At 62.4% G+C, this 15,924-nt stretch carries 10 protein-coding genes and 1 pseudogene; 4 read left to right on the top strand and 7 right to left on the bottom strand.

Annotated elements, in window-relative coordinates:
* The first annotated feature begins 82 nt into the window (after positions 1–82).
* The 4 genes and pseudogenes from K6M89_RS10705 to K6M89_RS10690 all read left to right on the top strand — a co-directional run.
* Positions 83–424 carry a sarcosine oxidase subunit delta gene (locus tag K6M89_RS10705; protein WP_097580411.1) on the top strand — a complete coding sequence of 114 codons (342 nt, stop codon included), beginning with the start codon at positions 83–85 and terminating at the stop codon, positions 422–424.
* A complete protein-coding gene (locus K6M89_RS10700; protein WP_222139406.1) occupies positions 421–3,414 on the top strand; it encodes a sarcosine oxidase subunit alpha in 2,994 nt (997 codons plus the stop codon). Before K6M89_RS10705 ends, K6M89_RS10700 begins: the two co-directional genes overlap by 4 nt.
* Positions 3,407–3,955, top strand: coding sequence for a sarcosine oxidase subunit gamma (locus K6M89_RS10695; protein WP_097580409.1), 549 nt, complete (start codon positions 3,407–3,409; stop codon positions 3,953–3,955). The genes K6M89_RS10700 and K6M89_RS10695 overlap by 8 nt, the downstream gene beginning before the upstream one ends.
* Positions 3,956–4,003: 48 nt before the next feature.
* Positions 4,004–4,114: pseudogene (locus K6M89_RS10690) on the top strand (VOC family protein); the annotation flags it as partial.
* Between the two features lie 52 nt (positions 4,115–4,166).
* On the opposite strand, the gene K6M89_RS10685 reads toward K6M89_RS10690, so the two are convergent.
* From K6M89_RS10685 to K6M89_RS10655, 7 genes are all read right to left on the bottom strand, one after another.
* Positions 4,167–4,655: a MaoC family dehydratase gene (locus tag K6M89_RS10685; protein ID WP_222139405.1), complete on the bottom strand. Its 489-nt coding sequence runs from the start codon at positions 4,653–4,655 to the stop codon at positions 4,167–4,169.
* Positions 4,656–4,747: 92 nt separating this feature from the next.
* The gene (gene glgX / locus K6M89_RS10680; RefSeq protein ID WP_222139404.1) at positions 4,748–6,727 is read right to left on the bottom strand and encodes a glycogen debranching protein GlgX; all 1,980 of its coding nucleotides are present in this window, start codon (positions 6,725–6,727) and stop codon (positions 4,748–4,750) included.
* A gap of 12 nt (positions 6,728–6,739) precedes the next feature.
* Positions 6,740–8,371: an alpha-D-glucose phosphate-specific phosphoglucomutase gene (locus K6M89_RS10675; RefSeq protein WP_010031384.1), complete on the bottom strand. Its 1,632-nt coding sequence runs from the start codon at positions 8,369–8,371 to the stop codon at positions 6,740–6,742.
* Between the two features lie 6 nt (positions 8,372–8,377).
* Entirely contained in the window at positions 8,378–9,820 is a 1,443-nt protein-coding gene (gene glgA / locus K6M89_RS10670) for a glycogen synthase GlgA (protein ID WP_222139403.1), read from the bottom strand.
* Positions 9,821–9,823: 3 nt separating this feature from the next.
* Positions 9,824–11,086 (bottom strand): glucose-1-phosphate adenylyltransferase, encoded by a 1,263-nt coding sequence (glgC, locus tag K6M89_RS10665; protein ID WP_097580404.1) that lies wholly within the window; start codon positions 11,084–11,086, stop codon positions 9,824–9,826.
* Positions 11,087–11,105: 19 nt separating this feature from the next.
* Positions 11,106–13,313, bottom strand: a complete 2,208-nt coding sequence (gene glgB / locus K6M89_RS10660; RefSeq protein ID WP_097580403.1) for a 1,4-alpha-glucan branching protein GlgB — start codon at positions 13,311–13,313, stop codon at positions 11,106–11,108.
* Complete coding sequence (locus K6M89_RS10655) at positions 13,310–15,772, bottom strand: glycogen/starch/alpha-glucan phosphorylase (RefSeq protein ID WP_097580402.1); 2,463 nt, start codon at positions 15,770–15,772, stop codon at positions 13,310–13,312. Before K6M89_RS10655 ends, glgB begins: the two co-directional genes overlap by 4 nt.
* Between the last annotated feature and the right edge of the window lie 152 nt (positions 15,773–15,924).

Below are 15,924 nucleotides of genomic sequence, written 5' to 3'. Positions count from 1 at the left end.
CTGCTTTCGTCGCTCACCCCCTCATCCGTCTTTCAGGCACCTTCTCCCCGCTGGGGAGAAGTGGAGGAGAAGGAAATCCTACATGCTGCTGATCCATTGCCCTTACTGCCAGGAAGAGCGCTCCGAGCTCGAATTCCGCGGCGCGGGTGACGCGCATATTGCGCGGCCCGCAGATATCGCCTCGATCTCGGACGCGGAATTCGAAGCCTATTTCTTTCTGCGCGACAATCCGAAGGGGCTGATATTCGAACGCTGGCGGCACATCCATGGCTGCGGACGTTTCTTCAATGCAGTCCGCGACACGGTGAGCGACAAGTTCCTCATGACCTATCAGGCCGGTGAGCCGAAGCCTGTGGTCGGCGCTGCTGCCGAGAAGCATGCGCCTGTCGAGACATATGAAGCACTGGAAGGAGAGGCGCAATGAGCGGCGTCAATCGTATCGCCGGCAAGGGGCGCCTGACGCCGGCCAAAACCGCGCGCTTCAGCTTCGACGGCAAGACCTACACGGCGCTCGAAGGCGATAGCGTCGCCTCGGCGCTGATCGCCCACGGCGTGCACCTTGTCGGCCGTTCGTTCAAATATCACCGGCCGCGCGGCATTCTTTCAGCCGGCGCCGAGGAGCCGAACGCCCTGATCGACGTCGCTCGCGATGCAGCACGCAAGCAGCCGAACGTGCGCGCCACCGTGCAGGAAGTCTTCGACGGCATGATCGTCAGCTCGCAGAACCGCTGGCCCTCGCTTGCCCGCGATGTCGGGGCCATCAACAATCTGATGTCGCCGTTCTTCGCCGCCGGCTTTTACTACAAAACCTTCATGTGGCCGCGCGCTGCCTGGAAGCACGTCTATGAACCGCTCATCCGTCGCGCCGCCGGCCTCGGTGTTGCCCCGACGGAAGGCGATCCGGACCATTATACCAGCCGTTACGCTCATTGCGACGTGCTGGTGGTTGGCGGCGGCGTTGCCGGGCTTTCTGCGGCGCTGGCCGCGGCCCGGACTGGCGTCAGGGTGATCCTCTGCGACGAGCAGGCGGAGGCGGGTGGCGCGTTGCGCCATGATGCCGGCGCCAAGATCGATGGGCAGGACGGCTTCACCTGGGCGCAGAAGGCCGTGGCGCAGCTGAAGGCGATGGACAATGTCCAAGTGCTGTTGCGCACGACTGCCTTCGGCTACTACAACCACAATTTTGTCGGCCTGGCCGAGCGCGTCACCGACCATCTCGCCAATCCCGCCCATGATCTGCCGCGCGAACGGCTCTGGCAGGTCCGGGCCAAGCGGGTGATCCTCGCCAACGGCGCGATCGAACGGCACATGGTATTTCCGAATAACGACCGGCCGGGCATCATGCTGGCCTCGGCGGCGCGGACCTATCTCAATCATTACGGCGTCGCCGTCGGCAAGAATGTCGGCATCTACACGGCGCATGACTCGGCTTATGAAACGGCCTTCGATCTGAAGCGCGCCGGCGTTTCGATCGCCGCCATCGTCGATTGCCGGCAGGCGCCGGGCGCGGTGGTGCTGGCGGAGGCGCGCGCGCTCGGCATCGACGTGCTGGTCGGCCAGTCGGTGATCAACACCGCGGGGCGGCTGCGCATCTCGTCGATGACGGTGGCGCGCAACGGCGGCGGTTCGCCGCGCAAGATCGCCGTCGATGCGCTGCTGGTTTCGGCCGGCTGGACACCGTCCGTGCATCTGTTCTCGCAGTCGCGCGGCAAAGTGGCCTTCGACGCTGAAAGCCAGCGTTTCCTGCCCGGCTCCTACGCGCAGGATTGCCTGTCGGTCGGCGCCTGCAACGGCACTGACGACTTGCAGCGGACGATCGAGGAATCGCTTGCCGCCGGCGAACTGATGGCGCAGGCCACCGGCGGAAGCAGCGGCGAGAAGATCGCAATGTCGGCCGAGCAGGCCTTTGAATGGACGGGCGGCATGATCGGTGCCGCCGAAGGCGCCGGGCCGAAAACCAACGGCAAGGCCTTTATCGACTTCCAGCACGATGTCTGTGCCAAGGATATCCGCCTTGCCGTGCGCGAGGGCATGCATTCGATCGAGCACATCAAGCGCTTTACGACTAACGGCATGGCCTCGGACCAGGGCAAGCTTTCCAACATGCATGGCTTGGCGATCGCCGCCGAAATGCTCGGCAAGGAAATCCCGCAGGTCGGCCTCACCACCTTCCGCGCGCCCTACACGCCGGTCACCTACGGCACGCTGATCGGCCATTCGCGCGGAGAGTTGTTCGATCCGACGCGCAAAACGCCGCTGCATGGCTGGGAAGAAGCCCATGGTGCCGTTTTCGAGGATGTCGGCAACTGGAAACGCGCCTGGTTCTATCCGCGTGCCGGCGAGAACATGCATCAGGCGGTCGCGCGCGAATGCCGCACAGCCCGAGAGTCGGCCGGTATTTTCGACGCTTCGACGCTTGGCAAGATCGAGGTGGTGGGCCCGGATGCGGCGAAGTTCCTCAACCTCATCTACACCAATGCCTGGGATACGCTGAAGCCGGGCAAGGCTCGCTACGGGATCATGACCCGCGAAGACGGCTTCGTATATGACGACGGCGTCGTCGGGCGACTGGCCGAGGACCGTTTCCATGTCACGACGACGACCGGCGGAGCGCCGCGCGTTCTTCACCACATGGAAGATTACCTGCAGACGGAATTCCCGGACCTGAAGGTATGGCTGACCTCGGTCACCGAGCAATGGGCAGTCATTGCCGTACAGGGACCGAAGGCGCGCGCGATCGTCGAGCCGCTGGTCGAAGGGGTCGACCTCTCAAACGAGGCCTTCCCGCATATGAGCGTTGCCGAATGCACGGTCTGCGGCGTGCCCGCACGGCTCTTCCGCGTCTCCTTCACCGGCGAAATCGGTTTCGAAATCAACGTGCCGGCCGATTATGGCCAGTCGGTGCTGGAAGCGGTGTGGGCCAATGCCGAGCCGCTCGGCGCCTGCGTCTACGGTACCGAGACGATGCACGTGCTGCGCGCCGAAAAGGGCTACATCATTGTCGGCCAGGATACTGACGGGACGGTTACGCCTGATGACGCGGGCGTTGCCTGGGCTGTTTCGAAGAAGAAGAAGGACTTTGTCGGCATTCGCGGCCTGCAGCGGCCGGACCTCGTGAAGGAGGGACGCAAGCAGCTTGTCGGACTTGTCACTAAGGATCCGAAGCTGGTGCTCGAAGAAGGCGCGCAGGTCGTCGCGAACCCGAACGAGCCGAAGCCGATGACGATGCTCGGCCACGTCACCTCGGCCTATTGGTCGGAAAACTGCGGCCGGTCGATCGCCTTCGCGCTCGTCGCCGGTGGCCGGGCGCGGATGGGCGAGACGCTCTACGTGCCGATGCCGGACCGGACGATCGCCGTCGAGGTGACGGATCTGGTATTCTTTGACAAGGAAGGAGGCCGCATCCATGGCTGATGTCGCAATTCGCAAGCCAGTGCTTGCCGGCCGTCTCGGCGGCTCCGCAACGGTACGGCTGACGGTGGCACCGGCAGCGAGCCGGGTGGCACTGCGCGCCCCGGCGGAATCGCTTGCCGCGCTTACCAAAGCGCTCGGTCTCACCGTGCCGAACGCTCCGAAGACCTCCAGTCGGGCCGGCGTGCGCTCAGCGCTCTGGATCGGGCCGGACGAATGGCTGGTAATCGACGAGGATGGCGCCGATCTGATGGCGGTGCTTTCCGGCCTCCGTGCCGTGCATTCGGCGACCGACGTTTCCCACCGCAATGTCGCGATCATCGTCTCGGGACCGGGCGCGGAAAAGACGCTTGCCGCCGGCTGCCCGCAGGATCTGTCGCTTTCTTCGTTTCCGGTCGGGGCTGCGTCTCGCACGATCTTCGGCAAGGCGGAAATCGTGCTTCTGCGCACGGATGAACAGACGTTCCGGGTCGAATGCTGGCGGTCGTTTTCCGACTTCGTCTTCGGGCTGCTCAACGAGGCGGCTCATGATGCCGGCCATTGAGCCCGGATCAGTCCTGCCGGTATTGGGCGCTCATTCGAAGGAGGACGGATGCTGCATCATGCCTCCCTCGGCGTTTCCGATATAGAGCGGTCGGCGGCATTTTACGATGCCGCCCTCGGCGCTCTCGGTTATGTCAGGGTCTGGGATGACATCGATCCGGACAGCCACGCTCTTGAAGCGGTCTTCAATTCTGCGAAATCATAGCCGCATCTTACGCGTCCTCGGGACGATCCTTCGGGTCGAACTGGATGATGGTGATCCATTTTGCCGTCAGGGCCGGCTTCTTCTCGTTTTCGATTTCGATTGTGACGTCGTAGGTGGTCATCAGCATGCCGCCGCCACGGAAGCGGGCGTCGGAGAGCAGGAAGCGGCCGCGCACGCGGGCGCCGCTTTTGACCGGCGTCATGAAGCGGACGCGGTCGAAGCCGTAATTGATGCCCATGGTCTGCTCGCGCACTTTCGGCAGGCAGTTGTAATTCATCGCCGAGAGCAGAGACAGTGTCAGGAAGCCATGGGCGATGGTGCCGCCGAAGGGGCTTTCGGCGGCGGCGCGCTCGGGATCGACGTGAATGAACTGGTGGTCATCCGTTGCCCCCGCAAAGGCATCGATCATCGTCTGGTCGACGGTGATCCAATCCGAAAGGCCCGTTTCCATGCCGATCAATCCCCGCACGTCGGAGAGTGAAATTTCCGTGCCCATGCATTCCCTCGTCAGATAAGCCCGCCGCGCCAAAGCCTTATCGTGCATTTATGACGATTGCGACAAGGATTTGCGCCAATGGGAGGCGCCGGTCATTTTTCTATGAAAAAGGCGACGGAGCGTGGCTCGACGGTAACTCGGGGGCCGGCCTTCTTCACGCCCGCCGGCGTCAATTGACGCCAGCAAGCTTCGCCTTCCGACGGAAGCGTAAAGAGCTCGCGGGTTTCGGAACGATTGAGGAGCACGGCAAGCCGGGTGCGTTTGCCTTTCGAGGCCTGGTCGCCGGTTGCCAGCAGCATGCCGAGGACGGCGAGCGACGGCGTCTCCCATTCGGCGACCGTCATCGGTTCGCCCGAAACCGAAATCCATTCGACGTCGCCATTTCCCGACAGGAAATCCGTTTCGGAAAAGACGGTGAAGCGGCGGCGCAGCCCGGCAACGAAGGCGGTATGGGCGATGAGATCCTCATTCAATGTCTTCCAGTCGAGCCAGGTGATCTCGTTGTCCTGGCAATAGGCATTGTTGTTGCCGCGCTGGCTGCGTCCGCCTTCGTCGCCGGCCGTCAGCATGATGCTGCCGCGGGTGACAAAGAGCGTTGATATCAGCGCCATCACATCGTTTATCCGGCGCTTGCGGATCGAGGGGTAAAGGGTTTCGCCTTCGACGCCATTGTTCCACGAGTGGTTCTCATTATGGCCGTCGCGATTGTGCTCGCCATTGGCGTCGTTGTGCTTTCCGGCATAGGAGACGAGATCGATCAGCGTGAAGCCGTCATGGGCGGCAAGGAAATTGACGCTGCGCGTCCCTTTGCCGTCATTGCGGGCGAAGATGTCGGAAGAACCGGCAAGCGCGGTTGCCAGCGCGCCGGTCTTCCACTGGTCGCCGCGCCAATAGCAGCGCAAATCGTCGCGAACCCGGTCGTTCCATTCGAGGAAGGGCGGCGGGAAGTTGCCGAGCTGGTAACCGCCGGGACCGATGTCCCAGGGTTCGGCGATCATGATCCGGTCGGCGAGCACATTATCGGCCAGAATCGCGGCAAGCGTTCCGCCATCGCGCTCGAAGCCGGTCGCGGTTCGGCCGAGGACGGGCGCAAGATCGAAGCGAAAACCGTCGACGCCGGCGTTGAGCACGAAATGGCGCAGGCTGTCGATGACGAGACGGCGAACTTCGGGATGGTCGCAGGCGAGCGTGTTGCCGGTTCCCGTATCGTTGACCAGTTCGCCCGGGCCATTCTGGACATGGCGAAAATAATGTAGGTTGTCGAGGCCGCGCAGCGACAGCGTTGTGCCGTACCGGTCGCTCTCGCCGGTATGGTTGAAGACGAGGTCGAGGATAACCGCGATGCCCTCGGCATGCAGGGCGGCGACCGTCTCGCGCAGCTCGGTCATGCCGCCGGGGGCGAGCCGAGGATCGAGCGCCATGAAGGCGACCGGATTGTAGCCCCAGCCATTGGTGAGGCCGAGCGGTGGCAGGTGGCGTTCGTCGACCCAGGCGGTGATCGGCATCAGTTCGACGGCATCGACACCGATCCGCTTCAGGTGGGCGATGACCGAGGGATGGGCTAGGGCGGCGATGGTGCCGCGCTGGCGGTCCGGTATGTCGGGATGAAGAATGGTGAAGGGCCGCACCGCCACTTCGTAGATGAAGCCGCCCGGTTTGAAGAGCGGCTTGGCAATGGCGGCGCGCGTATCTGAGGTGACGATCGCCTTCGGCATCAGATCCTGGCTGTCTTCGCCGTAGATGCCGAGGCGGGGATCGTAACGGAACGGCCGGTCGATCTCCTTGGCATAGGGGTCGATCAGCAATTTCGACGGATCGAACCAGAGGCCGTTGTCCGGCGCGTAGATACCGTCGGCACGATAGCCGAAGCGGGCGCCTTGCCTGAGGCCATCGACGAAGAGGCGATGGACCTGGTTGCCGTCGCGCGCCATCGGCAGGCGCGCGAATTCCCTGTTGCCGTCATTGTCGAACAGGCAGAGCTCGACCTGCGCGGCATGATGCGACCAGACGGCAAATTCGACGCCGGTGTCGAAGACGATCGCGCCGGCCTGCGCCGCATTGTTCCCGCGCATGTTTCCCCCGGATCAGGTGATCACGGTTGGCGCGTCGCGTCCCGTGCGTTCCCGAATGCTGGCAACGCTGTCGGCTGCCGCGATGAGATCGGCGAGCGCTTCCTGCGTTTCGATGTTGTGGCGAGTCGAATCCGGCTCGTAACGCTCGATATAGACACGCAAGGTTGCGCCAGACGTGCCGGTGCCGGAGAGACGGAAGACGACGCGGGAGCCGCCTTCGAAGAGGACGCGGATGCCCTGGTGCTCGCTCACCGATTTGTCGATCGGATCGTGATAGGCGAAATCGTCGGCTTTCTCGACCTTAAGGCTGCCGAAACTCTTGCCGGGCAGGGTGGAAAGCTGGCTGCGGAGATTGTCCATCAGTCCGTTCGCCGCATCGGTGTCGAGGCCTTCGTAATCGTGGCGCGAATAATAGTTGCGGCCGTAGGTCTGCCAGTGCTGGGTGACGACATCGGCGACGCTCTCGCCGCGCACGGCAAGAATATTCAGCCAGAGCAGCACCGCCCAGAGGCCATCCTTTTCGCGGACGTGGCTGGATCCGGTGCCGGAGCTTTCCTCGCCGCAGATCGTCGCCATGCCGGCGTCGAGCAGGTTGCCGAAGAACTTCCAGCCGGTCGGCGTCTCATACATGCCGATGCCGCGTCTTTCGGCGACGCGGTCGGCAGCACCCGAGGTCGGCATCGAACGGGCGATGCCGGCGAGGCCGCCGGAGTAGCCGGGGGCGAGATTGGCGTTGGCGGCAAGAATCGCCAGGCTGTCGGAGGGAGTGACGAAGATGCCGCGGCCGATGATCAGATTGCGGTCGCCGTCGCCATCGGAAGCAGCGCCGAAATCGGGCGCGTCATCACCCATCATCTCATCGAAGAGTTCCTTGCAGTGAACCGGGTTCGGATCCGGGTGATGACCGCCGAAATCCGGCAGCGGCATGAAATTGCGCACAGATCCAGAGGGAGCGCCGAGGCGATTTTCGAAGATTTCCTTGGCATAGGGGCCGGTGACGGCGCTCATCCCATCGAAGGCGATGCGGAAGCCGAGGCTGATCAGATTGCGGATGGCGCCGAAATCGAACAGCTCTTCCATCAGTGCGGCATAGTCCTCGACCGGGTCGATGACCGAGAGGATCATACCGCCGGGAAGTTCGTCCTTGCCGATGCGATCGAGATTGACGTCGGCGAAATCAGCGATCTTGTAGCTGTCGATCGTCTTGGAACGGGCATAGATCGCGTCGGTGATCTTTTCCGGGGCCGGACCGCCATTGTTGATGTTGTACTTGATGCCGAAATCTTCCGTCGGGCCGCCGGGATTGTGGCTGGCAGACAGAATGATGCCGCCGAAAGCCTTGTATTTGCGGATGATGTGGGAGGCGGCCGGCGTCGACAGAATGCCGCCCTTGCCGACCATCACCTTGCCGAATCCATTGGCGGCGGCCATCTTGACCGCCTTCTGGATGACTTCGCGATTGTAATAGCGTCCGTCGCCGCCGATGACGAGGCACTTGCCCTGGTAGCCTTCCAGCGAATCGAAGATCGACTGGATGAAGTTCTCCGCATAATTCGGCTGCTGGAAGACCGGAACCTTCTTGCGCAGGCCCGACGTGCCGGGCTTCTGGTCCAGGTAGGGCGTGGTGGGTACGGACTTGATCATTTTAGGTCACATGCCTTTCGAGACGAGGCTTGAATAGAGGGCAGCGTAGCGTTCGGCGCTCTTCTCCCAGGAGACATCCGATTTCATGCCCTGCTTTTGCAATTGGGTCCAGAGTTTTCGGTCCGCGTAAAAATGCATCGCACGGCGGATTGCCTGCAGCATGCCCGTTTCCGTCACGGGTGAGAATTGTATGCCGGTTGCCACTTTCGCCGCAAGGGCGGCGTGATTGGCATCGATCACCGTGTCATTCAGCCCGCCGGTGCGCGCCACGATCGGCACGCAGCCATAGCGTAGACCGTAAAGCTGGGTCAGGCCGCAGGGCTCGAAGCGCGAGGGGATGATGATCGCGTCGCAGCCGGCCTGCATCAGATGAGACATCGGCTCGTTATAGCCGATCGAGACGCCGATGCGGCCGGGATGACGGCTGGCGGAAGCGAGCAGCGCGCCCTCAAGTGCGGCTTCGCCGGAGCCGAGCACGACGAGCTTGCCGCCCATGCCGACGATCTCGTCGGCGACGTTGGCGACGAGATCCATGCCCTTCTGCCAGGTGAGACGGCTGATGACGCAGAAGATCGGGGCATCGTCATTGTCGAGATGGAAGAATTCGGCGATCGAGCGGCGATTCTCGTCGCGGTTCCTCAGCGTCGTCGGGCCGTAATGGGTGTGGACGACGGGATCGGTTGCCGGATTCCAGATATCGGTGTCAATGCCGTTGACGATGCCGTGCAGATTGTCGATGCGGGTGGCAATCACGCCTTCGAGCCCCATGCCGAATTCCGGCGTCAGGATCTCGTCGGCATAGGTGGGGCTGACAGTGGTGATCGCATGGGCGGTTTGCAGGCCGCCTTTCAGAAAGCCGGTCGTGCCGTAATATTCGACGCCGTCGATGGCGAAGGCATGATCGGGCAGGCGCAGGCCTGGAAAGATCTCGGAGCCGAACTGGCCCTGGAAGGCGATGTTGTGGATCGTCAGCACGCTCGGCAGTTCCGGCGTCGGATAATAGCGCATGTAGACGGAGGTCAGCGCCGCTTGCCAATCGTGCGTGTGGACCAGATCCGGCCGCCAGCCGGGCAGCAGACCGGCGGCGATCTCGGAGGCGGCGAGCGACAGAGCGGCGAAACGGCGCCAATTGTCGGGATAGTCCTTGCCGAGCGGATCGAGATAGGGGCCGCCCGGCCTGTCGTAATAGGCCGGGGCATGGAGGACGAGAAGATCGAGGCCCTCGTGCCGGACCTCGAGCACGGTCGCCTTTTCTCCGAGCAGGTCCGCGAATTCGAGCCTGACGACCGGGTCGCGAATGACCTTCATGACGGCGGGATAGCCGGGCAGGAGAGTCTTGGTTTCGACCCCGAAGGCGTTCAGAGCAATCGGCAGGGCGCCTGACACATCGGCCAGGCCCCCTGTCTTGATCAAAGGGAAGACTTCGGACGAAACCGAAAGAACTTTCATACGTCAGATATCCAGCTTGTCGATCATCGGTTGCGTGATCAGGCAAATGCCGCTTTCCGTCCGCCGGAAGCGCTTGGCGTCGAGTTCGGCATCCTCACCGACAACAAGACCTTCCGGAATGACGACGCCGTGGTCGATCACCACATTCTTGAGCTGCGCCCTCCGGCCGATCTTCACGTTCGGCAGGATGACCGCCCCTTCCAGCTTGGAGAAGGAGTTGGCCCTGACGCCGGTAAAGAGCAGGCTGTTGTTGAGGCTGGCGCCCGAGATGATGCAGTCGCCCGACACAACGGAGGAGGTTGCCGAGCCGCGGCGGTCTTCGTCGTCATGGACGAATTTCGCCGGCGGGGTGATCTCGGCATAGGTCCAGATCGGCCAGGACTTGTCGTAGATGTCGAGTTCCGGAACGATCGCCGTAAGGTCGATATTGGCCTGCCAGTAGGCGTCGATCGTGCCGACATCGCGCCAATAGGGCTCGTGCTCGAAATCGGAGCGGACGCAGGATTTGGCGAAGCGGTGAGCGACCGCCTTACCATGCTGGACGATATAGGGGATGATGTCCTTGCCGAAATCGCGGCTCGAGGTCGGATCGGCGGCATCGCGGCGCAGCGCATCGAGCAGGAACTTGGTGTGGAAGACGTAGATGCCCATCGAGGCGAGCGCGAAATCCGGCTTGTCGGGAATGGGCGGCGGATCGGCCGGCTTCTCGACGAAGGCGATGATCTCGTCCTTCTCGTTGACATGCATGACGCCGAAGCCCACTGCCTCCATGCGCGGCACTTCCAGGCAGCCGATGGTGACGTCGGCGCCGGAATCGACGTGCTGCTGCAGCATCCACTCGTAGTCCATCTTATAGACGTGGTCGCCAGCGAGAATGACCATGTATTCGACACCGTAATCCTCGATGATGTCGATGTTCTGGTAGACGGCGTCGGCAGTGCCCTCATACCACTGCGTTTCCGAGACGCGCTGGCTGGCAGGCAGGATGTCGAAGCTTTCGTTGCGCTCAGGGCGGAAGAAGTTCCAGCCGCGCTGCATGTGACGGATCAGCGAGTGCGCCTTGTATTGCGTGGCGACGCCGATGCGACGGATGCCGGAGTTCAGGGCGTTCGACAGGGCGAAATCGATGATACGGGCCTTGCCGCCGAAATAGACGGCAGGCTTGGCACGCCGGTCGGTGAGTTCCTTGAGACGGCTCCCCCTGCCGCCGGCCAGAACATAAGCCATTGCATCGCGGGCAAGTGGCTGAACACGCTTTTCTACCATTTTCTCCTCCCACCAGTCACTAATTTTCAGGTTCAAGCATGATTGTCGCCAAGGGCGGCAAGGTGATCGAGCAGGTGATGTCGCCGCCGGCATCGACGGCCTGCACGCGCCCGCCATTGCCCTTGCCGCTGCCGCCGTAGATGTCGGCATCGGTGTTCAGGATTTCCCGCCAGCGGCCTGCGGACGGCAGGCGGATCGTATAGTTCTCGCGATAGACGGGGGTGAAATTGGTGATGACGGCAACCGGTTTCTGGCCCGGCGCCTTGCGCAGCCATGCAAAGACGGAATTCTGGTGGTCGTCGGCGACCAGCCATTCAAATCCCTCGCCCTCGCAGTCACGCTCATGCAGCGCCGGCTTGCTGCGGTAGGTGAAGTTGAGGTCGCGCACCAGGCGCCGCATGCCCTCGTGCATACGATACTGAAGCAGGTTCCAGTCGAGCGATTTCGCCTCGCTCCACTCGCTCCACTGGGCAAATTCCTGGCCCATGAACAACAGCTTCTTGCCGGGATAGCCCCACATATAGGCGTAGTAGGCACGCAGATTGGCAAATTTCTGCCAGTCGTCACCCGGCATCTTGGCGATCAGCGAGCCTTTGCCATGGACCACCTCGTCATGCGAGAGCGGCAGGACGAAATTTTCCGAATAGGCGTAGAGCAGGCCGAAGGTGAGTTCGTTGTGATGGTGCCTGCGGTGGATCGGATCGCGTTTCATGTAGCTCAGCGTGTCGTGCATGAAGCCCATGTTCCACTTGAAGCCGAAGCCGAGGCCGCCCTCGTGCACGGGCTGCGAGACCTTCGGCCAGGAGGTCGATTCTTCGGCGATGGTCATGACGTTGGAATGATTGCCGTAGAGGCGGATGTTCAAATCCTGCAGGAAGCGGACCGCTTCGAGGTTCTCGTTGCCGCCATATTCGTTCGGAATCCATTCGCCGTGCTTGCGCGAATAATCGAGGTAGAGCATCGAGGCGACGGCATCGACGCGCAGACCGTCGAGATGGAATTTCTCGGCCCAGTAGAGCGCGTTGTTGACGAGATAGGAAACGACCTCGGTGCGGCCGAAATTATAGATCGCCGTGCTCCAGTCGGGGTGGAAGCCCTTGCGCGGGTCTTCGTGCTCGTAGAGTGCGGTGCCGTCGAACCAGCCGAGGCCGTGTTCATCGGTCGGGAAATGCGCCGGCACCCAGTCGAGAATGACGCCGATGCCAACCTTGTGGCAGCCATTGACGAAACGGGCAAAACCTTCCGGCTCGCCGAAACGGGCGGTCGGGGCGTACAGACCGGTCGTCTGGTAACCCCAGGAGGGGTCGTAGGGATGCTCCGTGATCGGCAGGAATTCGATATGGGTGAAGCCCATGTCGGCGCAATAGGGGATGAGGCTGGAGGCGAGCTCATCCCAGGACAGCATCGTGCCGTCCTGACGTCGCTGCCAGGAGGCGGCATGCACCTCGTAGATCGAGATCGGCTGCCGGCGCTTGTCGGTCTCGCGCCAGTGCTTCAGATGGGCTTCGTCCTCCCAATCCTGCTCCAGAGCGGCGGCGGTGATGGAGGCGGTCTTCGGCCGGAGCTCGCTGCGGCGGGCGAAGGGATCGGCCTTCAGCGGCAGCAGTACGCCGTCCTGGCCGCGGATCTCGAATTTGTAGGCAACGCCGATCGGCACGTCGGGGGCGAAGATTTCCCAGATGCCGCTATCGGAGCGGAAGCGCATGACGTGGCGGCGGCCGTCCCAATTGTTGAAATCGCCGACGACGGAGACACGCTGCGCGTTCGGGGCCCAGACGGCGAAATGGATGCCCTGGGCGCCATCATGCTTGATGAGGTGGGCGCCCATCTTGTCGAACAGGCGCAGATGCGAGCCTTCGCGGGCGAAATAATCGTCCATCGGCCCAAGCACCGGCCCGAAGCTGTAGGGGTCGGTGACGGCCCATTCGGCATCGCCGCGCCGGGCGCGGTAGCGCACCGGCTGCAGCCTGGTCAGCGAAACGGGGCCGGCGAAGAAGCCGTCGGCATGCAACTGCTTCAGCTCGCCGATGACGCCGCCGTCGAGCGTCATGGCGGTCACGTCTTCGGCGCCCGGGATGAAACAGCGGGCGACGAAGGCGTCGCCGGCCTGGTGCACACCGAGGACGGCAAAGGGATTGGAATGCGAGCCGGCAAGGATCGCCGTGATTTCATCTGCCGAAATTTCCCAGGAAAGCTTTACTTCAGGGATGGTTTTCGGCGTTTTCATCCGGCTCTCCAGATTTCGTCTGCATATTGCCTGATCGTGCGGTCGGAAGAGAACCAGCCCATCCGCGCCGTGTTGTTGATCGTCTTGTTGTACCAGTCGGACTGGTTGGTCCAGATCTGGTCGACGTCGCGCTGAGCCTGGGCATAGGCGTCGAAATCGGCGGCGACCATGAACCAGTCGTGCGAATAGATGCCGTCGATCAGCGCCGTGTAGCGGTTGCGGTCATCGGGCGAGAAGACGCCGGAGCCGATGGCGGAGAGCGCCTGCGAGAGTTCGCGCGAGCCCTCGATGATGGCGCGGGGATTGTGGCCGTCGCTGCGGACCTTGGCAACCTCGTCGGCCCTGAGGCCGAAGATGACGATGTTGTCTTCGCCGACATTGTCGCGCATCTCGACATTGGCGCCGTCGAGCGTGCCGATCGTCAGCGCTCCGTTGAGGCCGAACTTCATGTTGCCGGTGCCGGATGCCTCCATGCCGGCGGTCGAAATCTGCTCGGAGAGGTCGGCGGCCGGAACCATGACCTCGGCGAGCGAGACATTGTAATTCGGCACGAAGACGACCTTTAAGAGGCCGCGCACCGACGGGTCGTTGTTGATGGTGCGGGCAACGTCGTTGATCAGCTTGATGATCAGCTTGGCGTTGTAGTAGCTCGGCGCCGCCTTGCCGGCGAAGAGTTTGACACGCGGCACCCAGTCCAACTCCGGATGCGAGCGGATCTGGTCGTAGAGGGCGACGGCTTCGATGATGTTCAGCAGTTGGCGCTTATATTCGTGGATGCGCTTGATCTGGATATCGAACATCGCCGACGGATCGAGCTTTACACCCATGCGGCTGGCGACGAGATTGGAGAGCGCCACCTTGTTGGCCCGCTTTATCGCCGCGAACTTCTGCTGAAAGCTCGGATCGGAAGCATGCGCCTCGAGCGGGCGCAGCTTTTCGGCATCATCGAGGAACTCGTCGCCGATCGCCTCGCGGATCAGGCCGGTGAGGCCGGGATTGCACTGCTGCAGCCAGCGGCGCGGGGTGATGCCGTTGGTCTTGTTGTTGATGCGGTCGGGATAGAGCTTGTGCAGGTCGGCAAAGACCGTGACCTTCATCAGATCGGTGTGCAGCGCCGAGACGCCGTTGATCGAATGCGAGCCGATGAAGGCGAGGTTGCCCATGCGCACGCGGCGGTCGCCGCTTTCCTCGATCAGCGAGATCGAGCGGATTTCGCTGTCGGAAAAGTTCTTGGTCTTGCGGACATCGAGCAGGATCTTGGCGTTGATCGCATAAACGATCTGCATGTGGCGCGGCAGCAGGCGCTCGAACAGCGGCACCGGCCAGCTTTCCAGCGCTTCGGGCAGAAGCGTGTGATTGGTGTAGGAGAACGTGTGGCGGGTGATCTCCCAGGCCTGCTCGAAATCCATGCCGTGCACGTCGCAGAGCAGACGCACGAGTTCGGCGACCGAGACGGCCGGATGGGTGTCGTTCAACTGGATGGCCACCTTGTCCGGCAGCGAGGTGAAATCATCATATTGCTGCAGGTGGCGGCGCAGGATGTCCTGCAGCGAAGCGGACGAGAAGAAGAACTCCTGGCGCAGGCGCAGTTCCTGGCCGGCCGGTGTGGCGTCGGCCGGATAGAGAACCCGGGTCAGGCTTTCGGCCTTGTTGCTTTCGCGCAGCGCGCCGATGTGGTCGCCGGCGTTGAAGGCATCGAGCAGGATCGGATCGATCGGCTGTGCCGACCAGAGGCGCAGCGTGTTGACGCGTTTGCCGCGCCAGCCGACGGCCGGCGTGTCGAAGGCGGCGGCGATGACGCGCTCCGCCGGTTTCCAGACGTAACGCGGCTGGTCGTCATGGGTGGTGATGAATTCGACGGAACCGCCAAAGCCGATTTCATAGGAGCTCTCGCGGCGCTCGAACTCCCAGGGATTGCCATGGGCGAGCCAGTTTTCGGGCAGTTCCACCTGCCAGCCGTCAGCAAGCTGCTGGCGAAAGAGGCCATGGACATAGCGGATACCGTAGCCATAGGCCGGGACGTCGACCGTTGCCATGCTCTCCATGAAGCAGGCGGCGAGACGCCCGAGGCCGCCATTGCCGAGCGCGGCATCCGGTTCCAGCCCGGCAATGACATTGACATCGACGCCGAGCGAGGCGAGCGCATCGCGCACCTCTTCCATCAGACCGAGATTCGAGATGGCGTCGCGCATCAGGCGGCCGATCAGGAATTCGAGGGAAAGATAATAGACGCGCTTGGCGCCGGTGGCATAGACCTCGCGGGTGGAGGCCATCCACTTGTCGATGATGCGGTCGCGCACCACCAGGATCGTCGCCGTCAGCCAGTCATGCGGCTTTGCCACCTTGGCGTCCTTGCCGATGCGGTAGGTCAGACGTTCGATGATTTCTTCAGCGAGAATTTCCGGCCTTGAACTGCGGGGAGCGGGAGAAGGGATAACCGGCTTGGAAACGGTATTCATGGTCAGATCTCGCCAATTTTAATTTGGTTTCAGGGTGTTATGCCTGATTTAATCGATTTGTCGCTTGCGCGGACCACAGTTTATGCATCGTTAGGAAGCACTTGCAACAAAGGATTTGGGCAAACGAAAAATTTGCCAAACCTTCATATTCA

The sequence above is a fragment of the Rhizobium croatiense genome (assembly GCF_019793465.1).
Lineage (GTDB): Bacteria > Pseudomonadota > Alphaproteobacteria > Rhizobiales > Rhizobiaceae > Rhizobium > Rhizobium croatiense.
The sequence above is the reverse complement of the archived record's forward strand: the minus strand, read 5'-3'. Positions and strand labels throughout refer to the sequence as shown.

Excerpts from the sequence above, each read along its gene's own strand:
- K6M89_RS10705 (WP_097580411.1), top strand. The coding sequence starts at position 83 with ATGCTGCTGATCCATTGCCCTTACTGCCAGGAAGAGCGCTCCGAGCTC.
- K6M89_RS10700 (WP_222139406.1), top strand. The coding sequence starts at position 421 with ATGAGCGGCGTCAATCGTATCGCCGGCAAGGGGCGCCTGACGCCGGCC.
- K6M89_RS10695 (WP_097580409.1), top strand. The coding sequence starts at position 3,407 with ATGGCTGATGTCGCAATTCGCAAGCCAGTGCTTGCCGGCCGTCTCGGC.
- K6M89_RS10685 (WP_222139405.1), bottom strand. The coding sequence starts at position 4,655 with ATGGGCACGGAAATTTCACTCTCCGACGTGCGGGGATTGATCGGCATG.
- glgX (WP_222139404.1), bottom strand. The coding sequence starts at position 6,727 with ATGCGCGGGAACAATGCGGCGCAGGCCGGCGCGATCGTCTTCGACACC.
- K6M89_RS10675 (WP_010031384.1), bottom strand. The coding sequence starts at position 8,371 with ATGATCAAGTCCGTACCCACCACGCCCTACCTGGACCAGAAGCCCGGC.
- glgA (WP_222139403.1), bottom strand. The coding sequence starts at position 9,820 with ATGAAAGTTCTTTCGGTTTCGTCCGAAGTCTTCCCTTTGATCAAGACA.
- glgC (WP_097580404.1), bottom strand. The coding sequence starts at position 11,086 with ATGGTAGAAAAGCGTGTTCAGCCACTTGCCCGCGATGCAATGGCTTAT.
- glgB (WP_097580403.1), bottom strand. The coding sequence starts at position 13,313 with ATGAAAACGCCGAAAACCATCCCTGAAGTAAAGCTTTCCTGGGAAATT.
- K6M89_RS10655 (WP_097580402.1), bottom strand. The coding sequence starts at position 15,772 with ATGAATACCGTTTCCAAGCCGGTTATCCCTTCTCCCGCTCCCCGCAGT.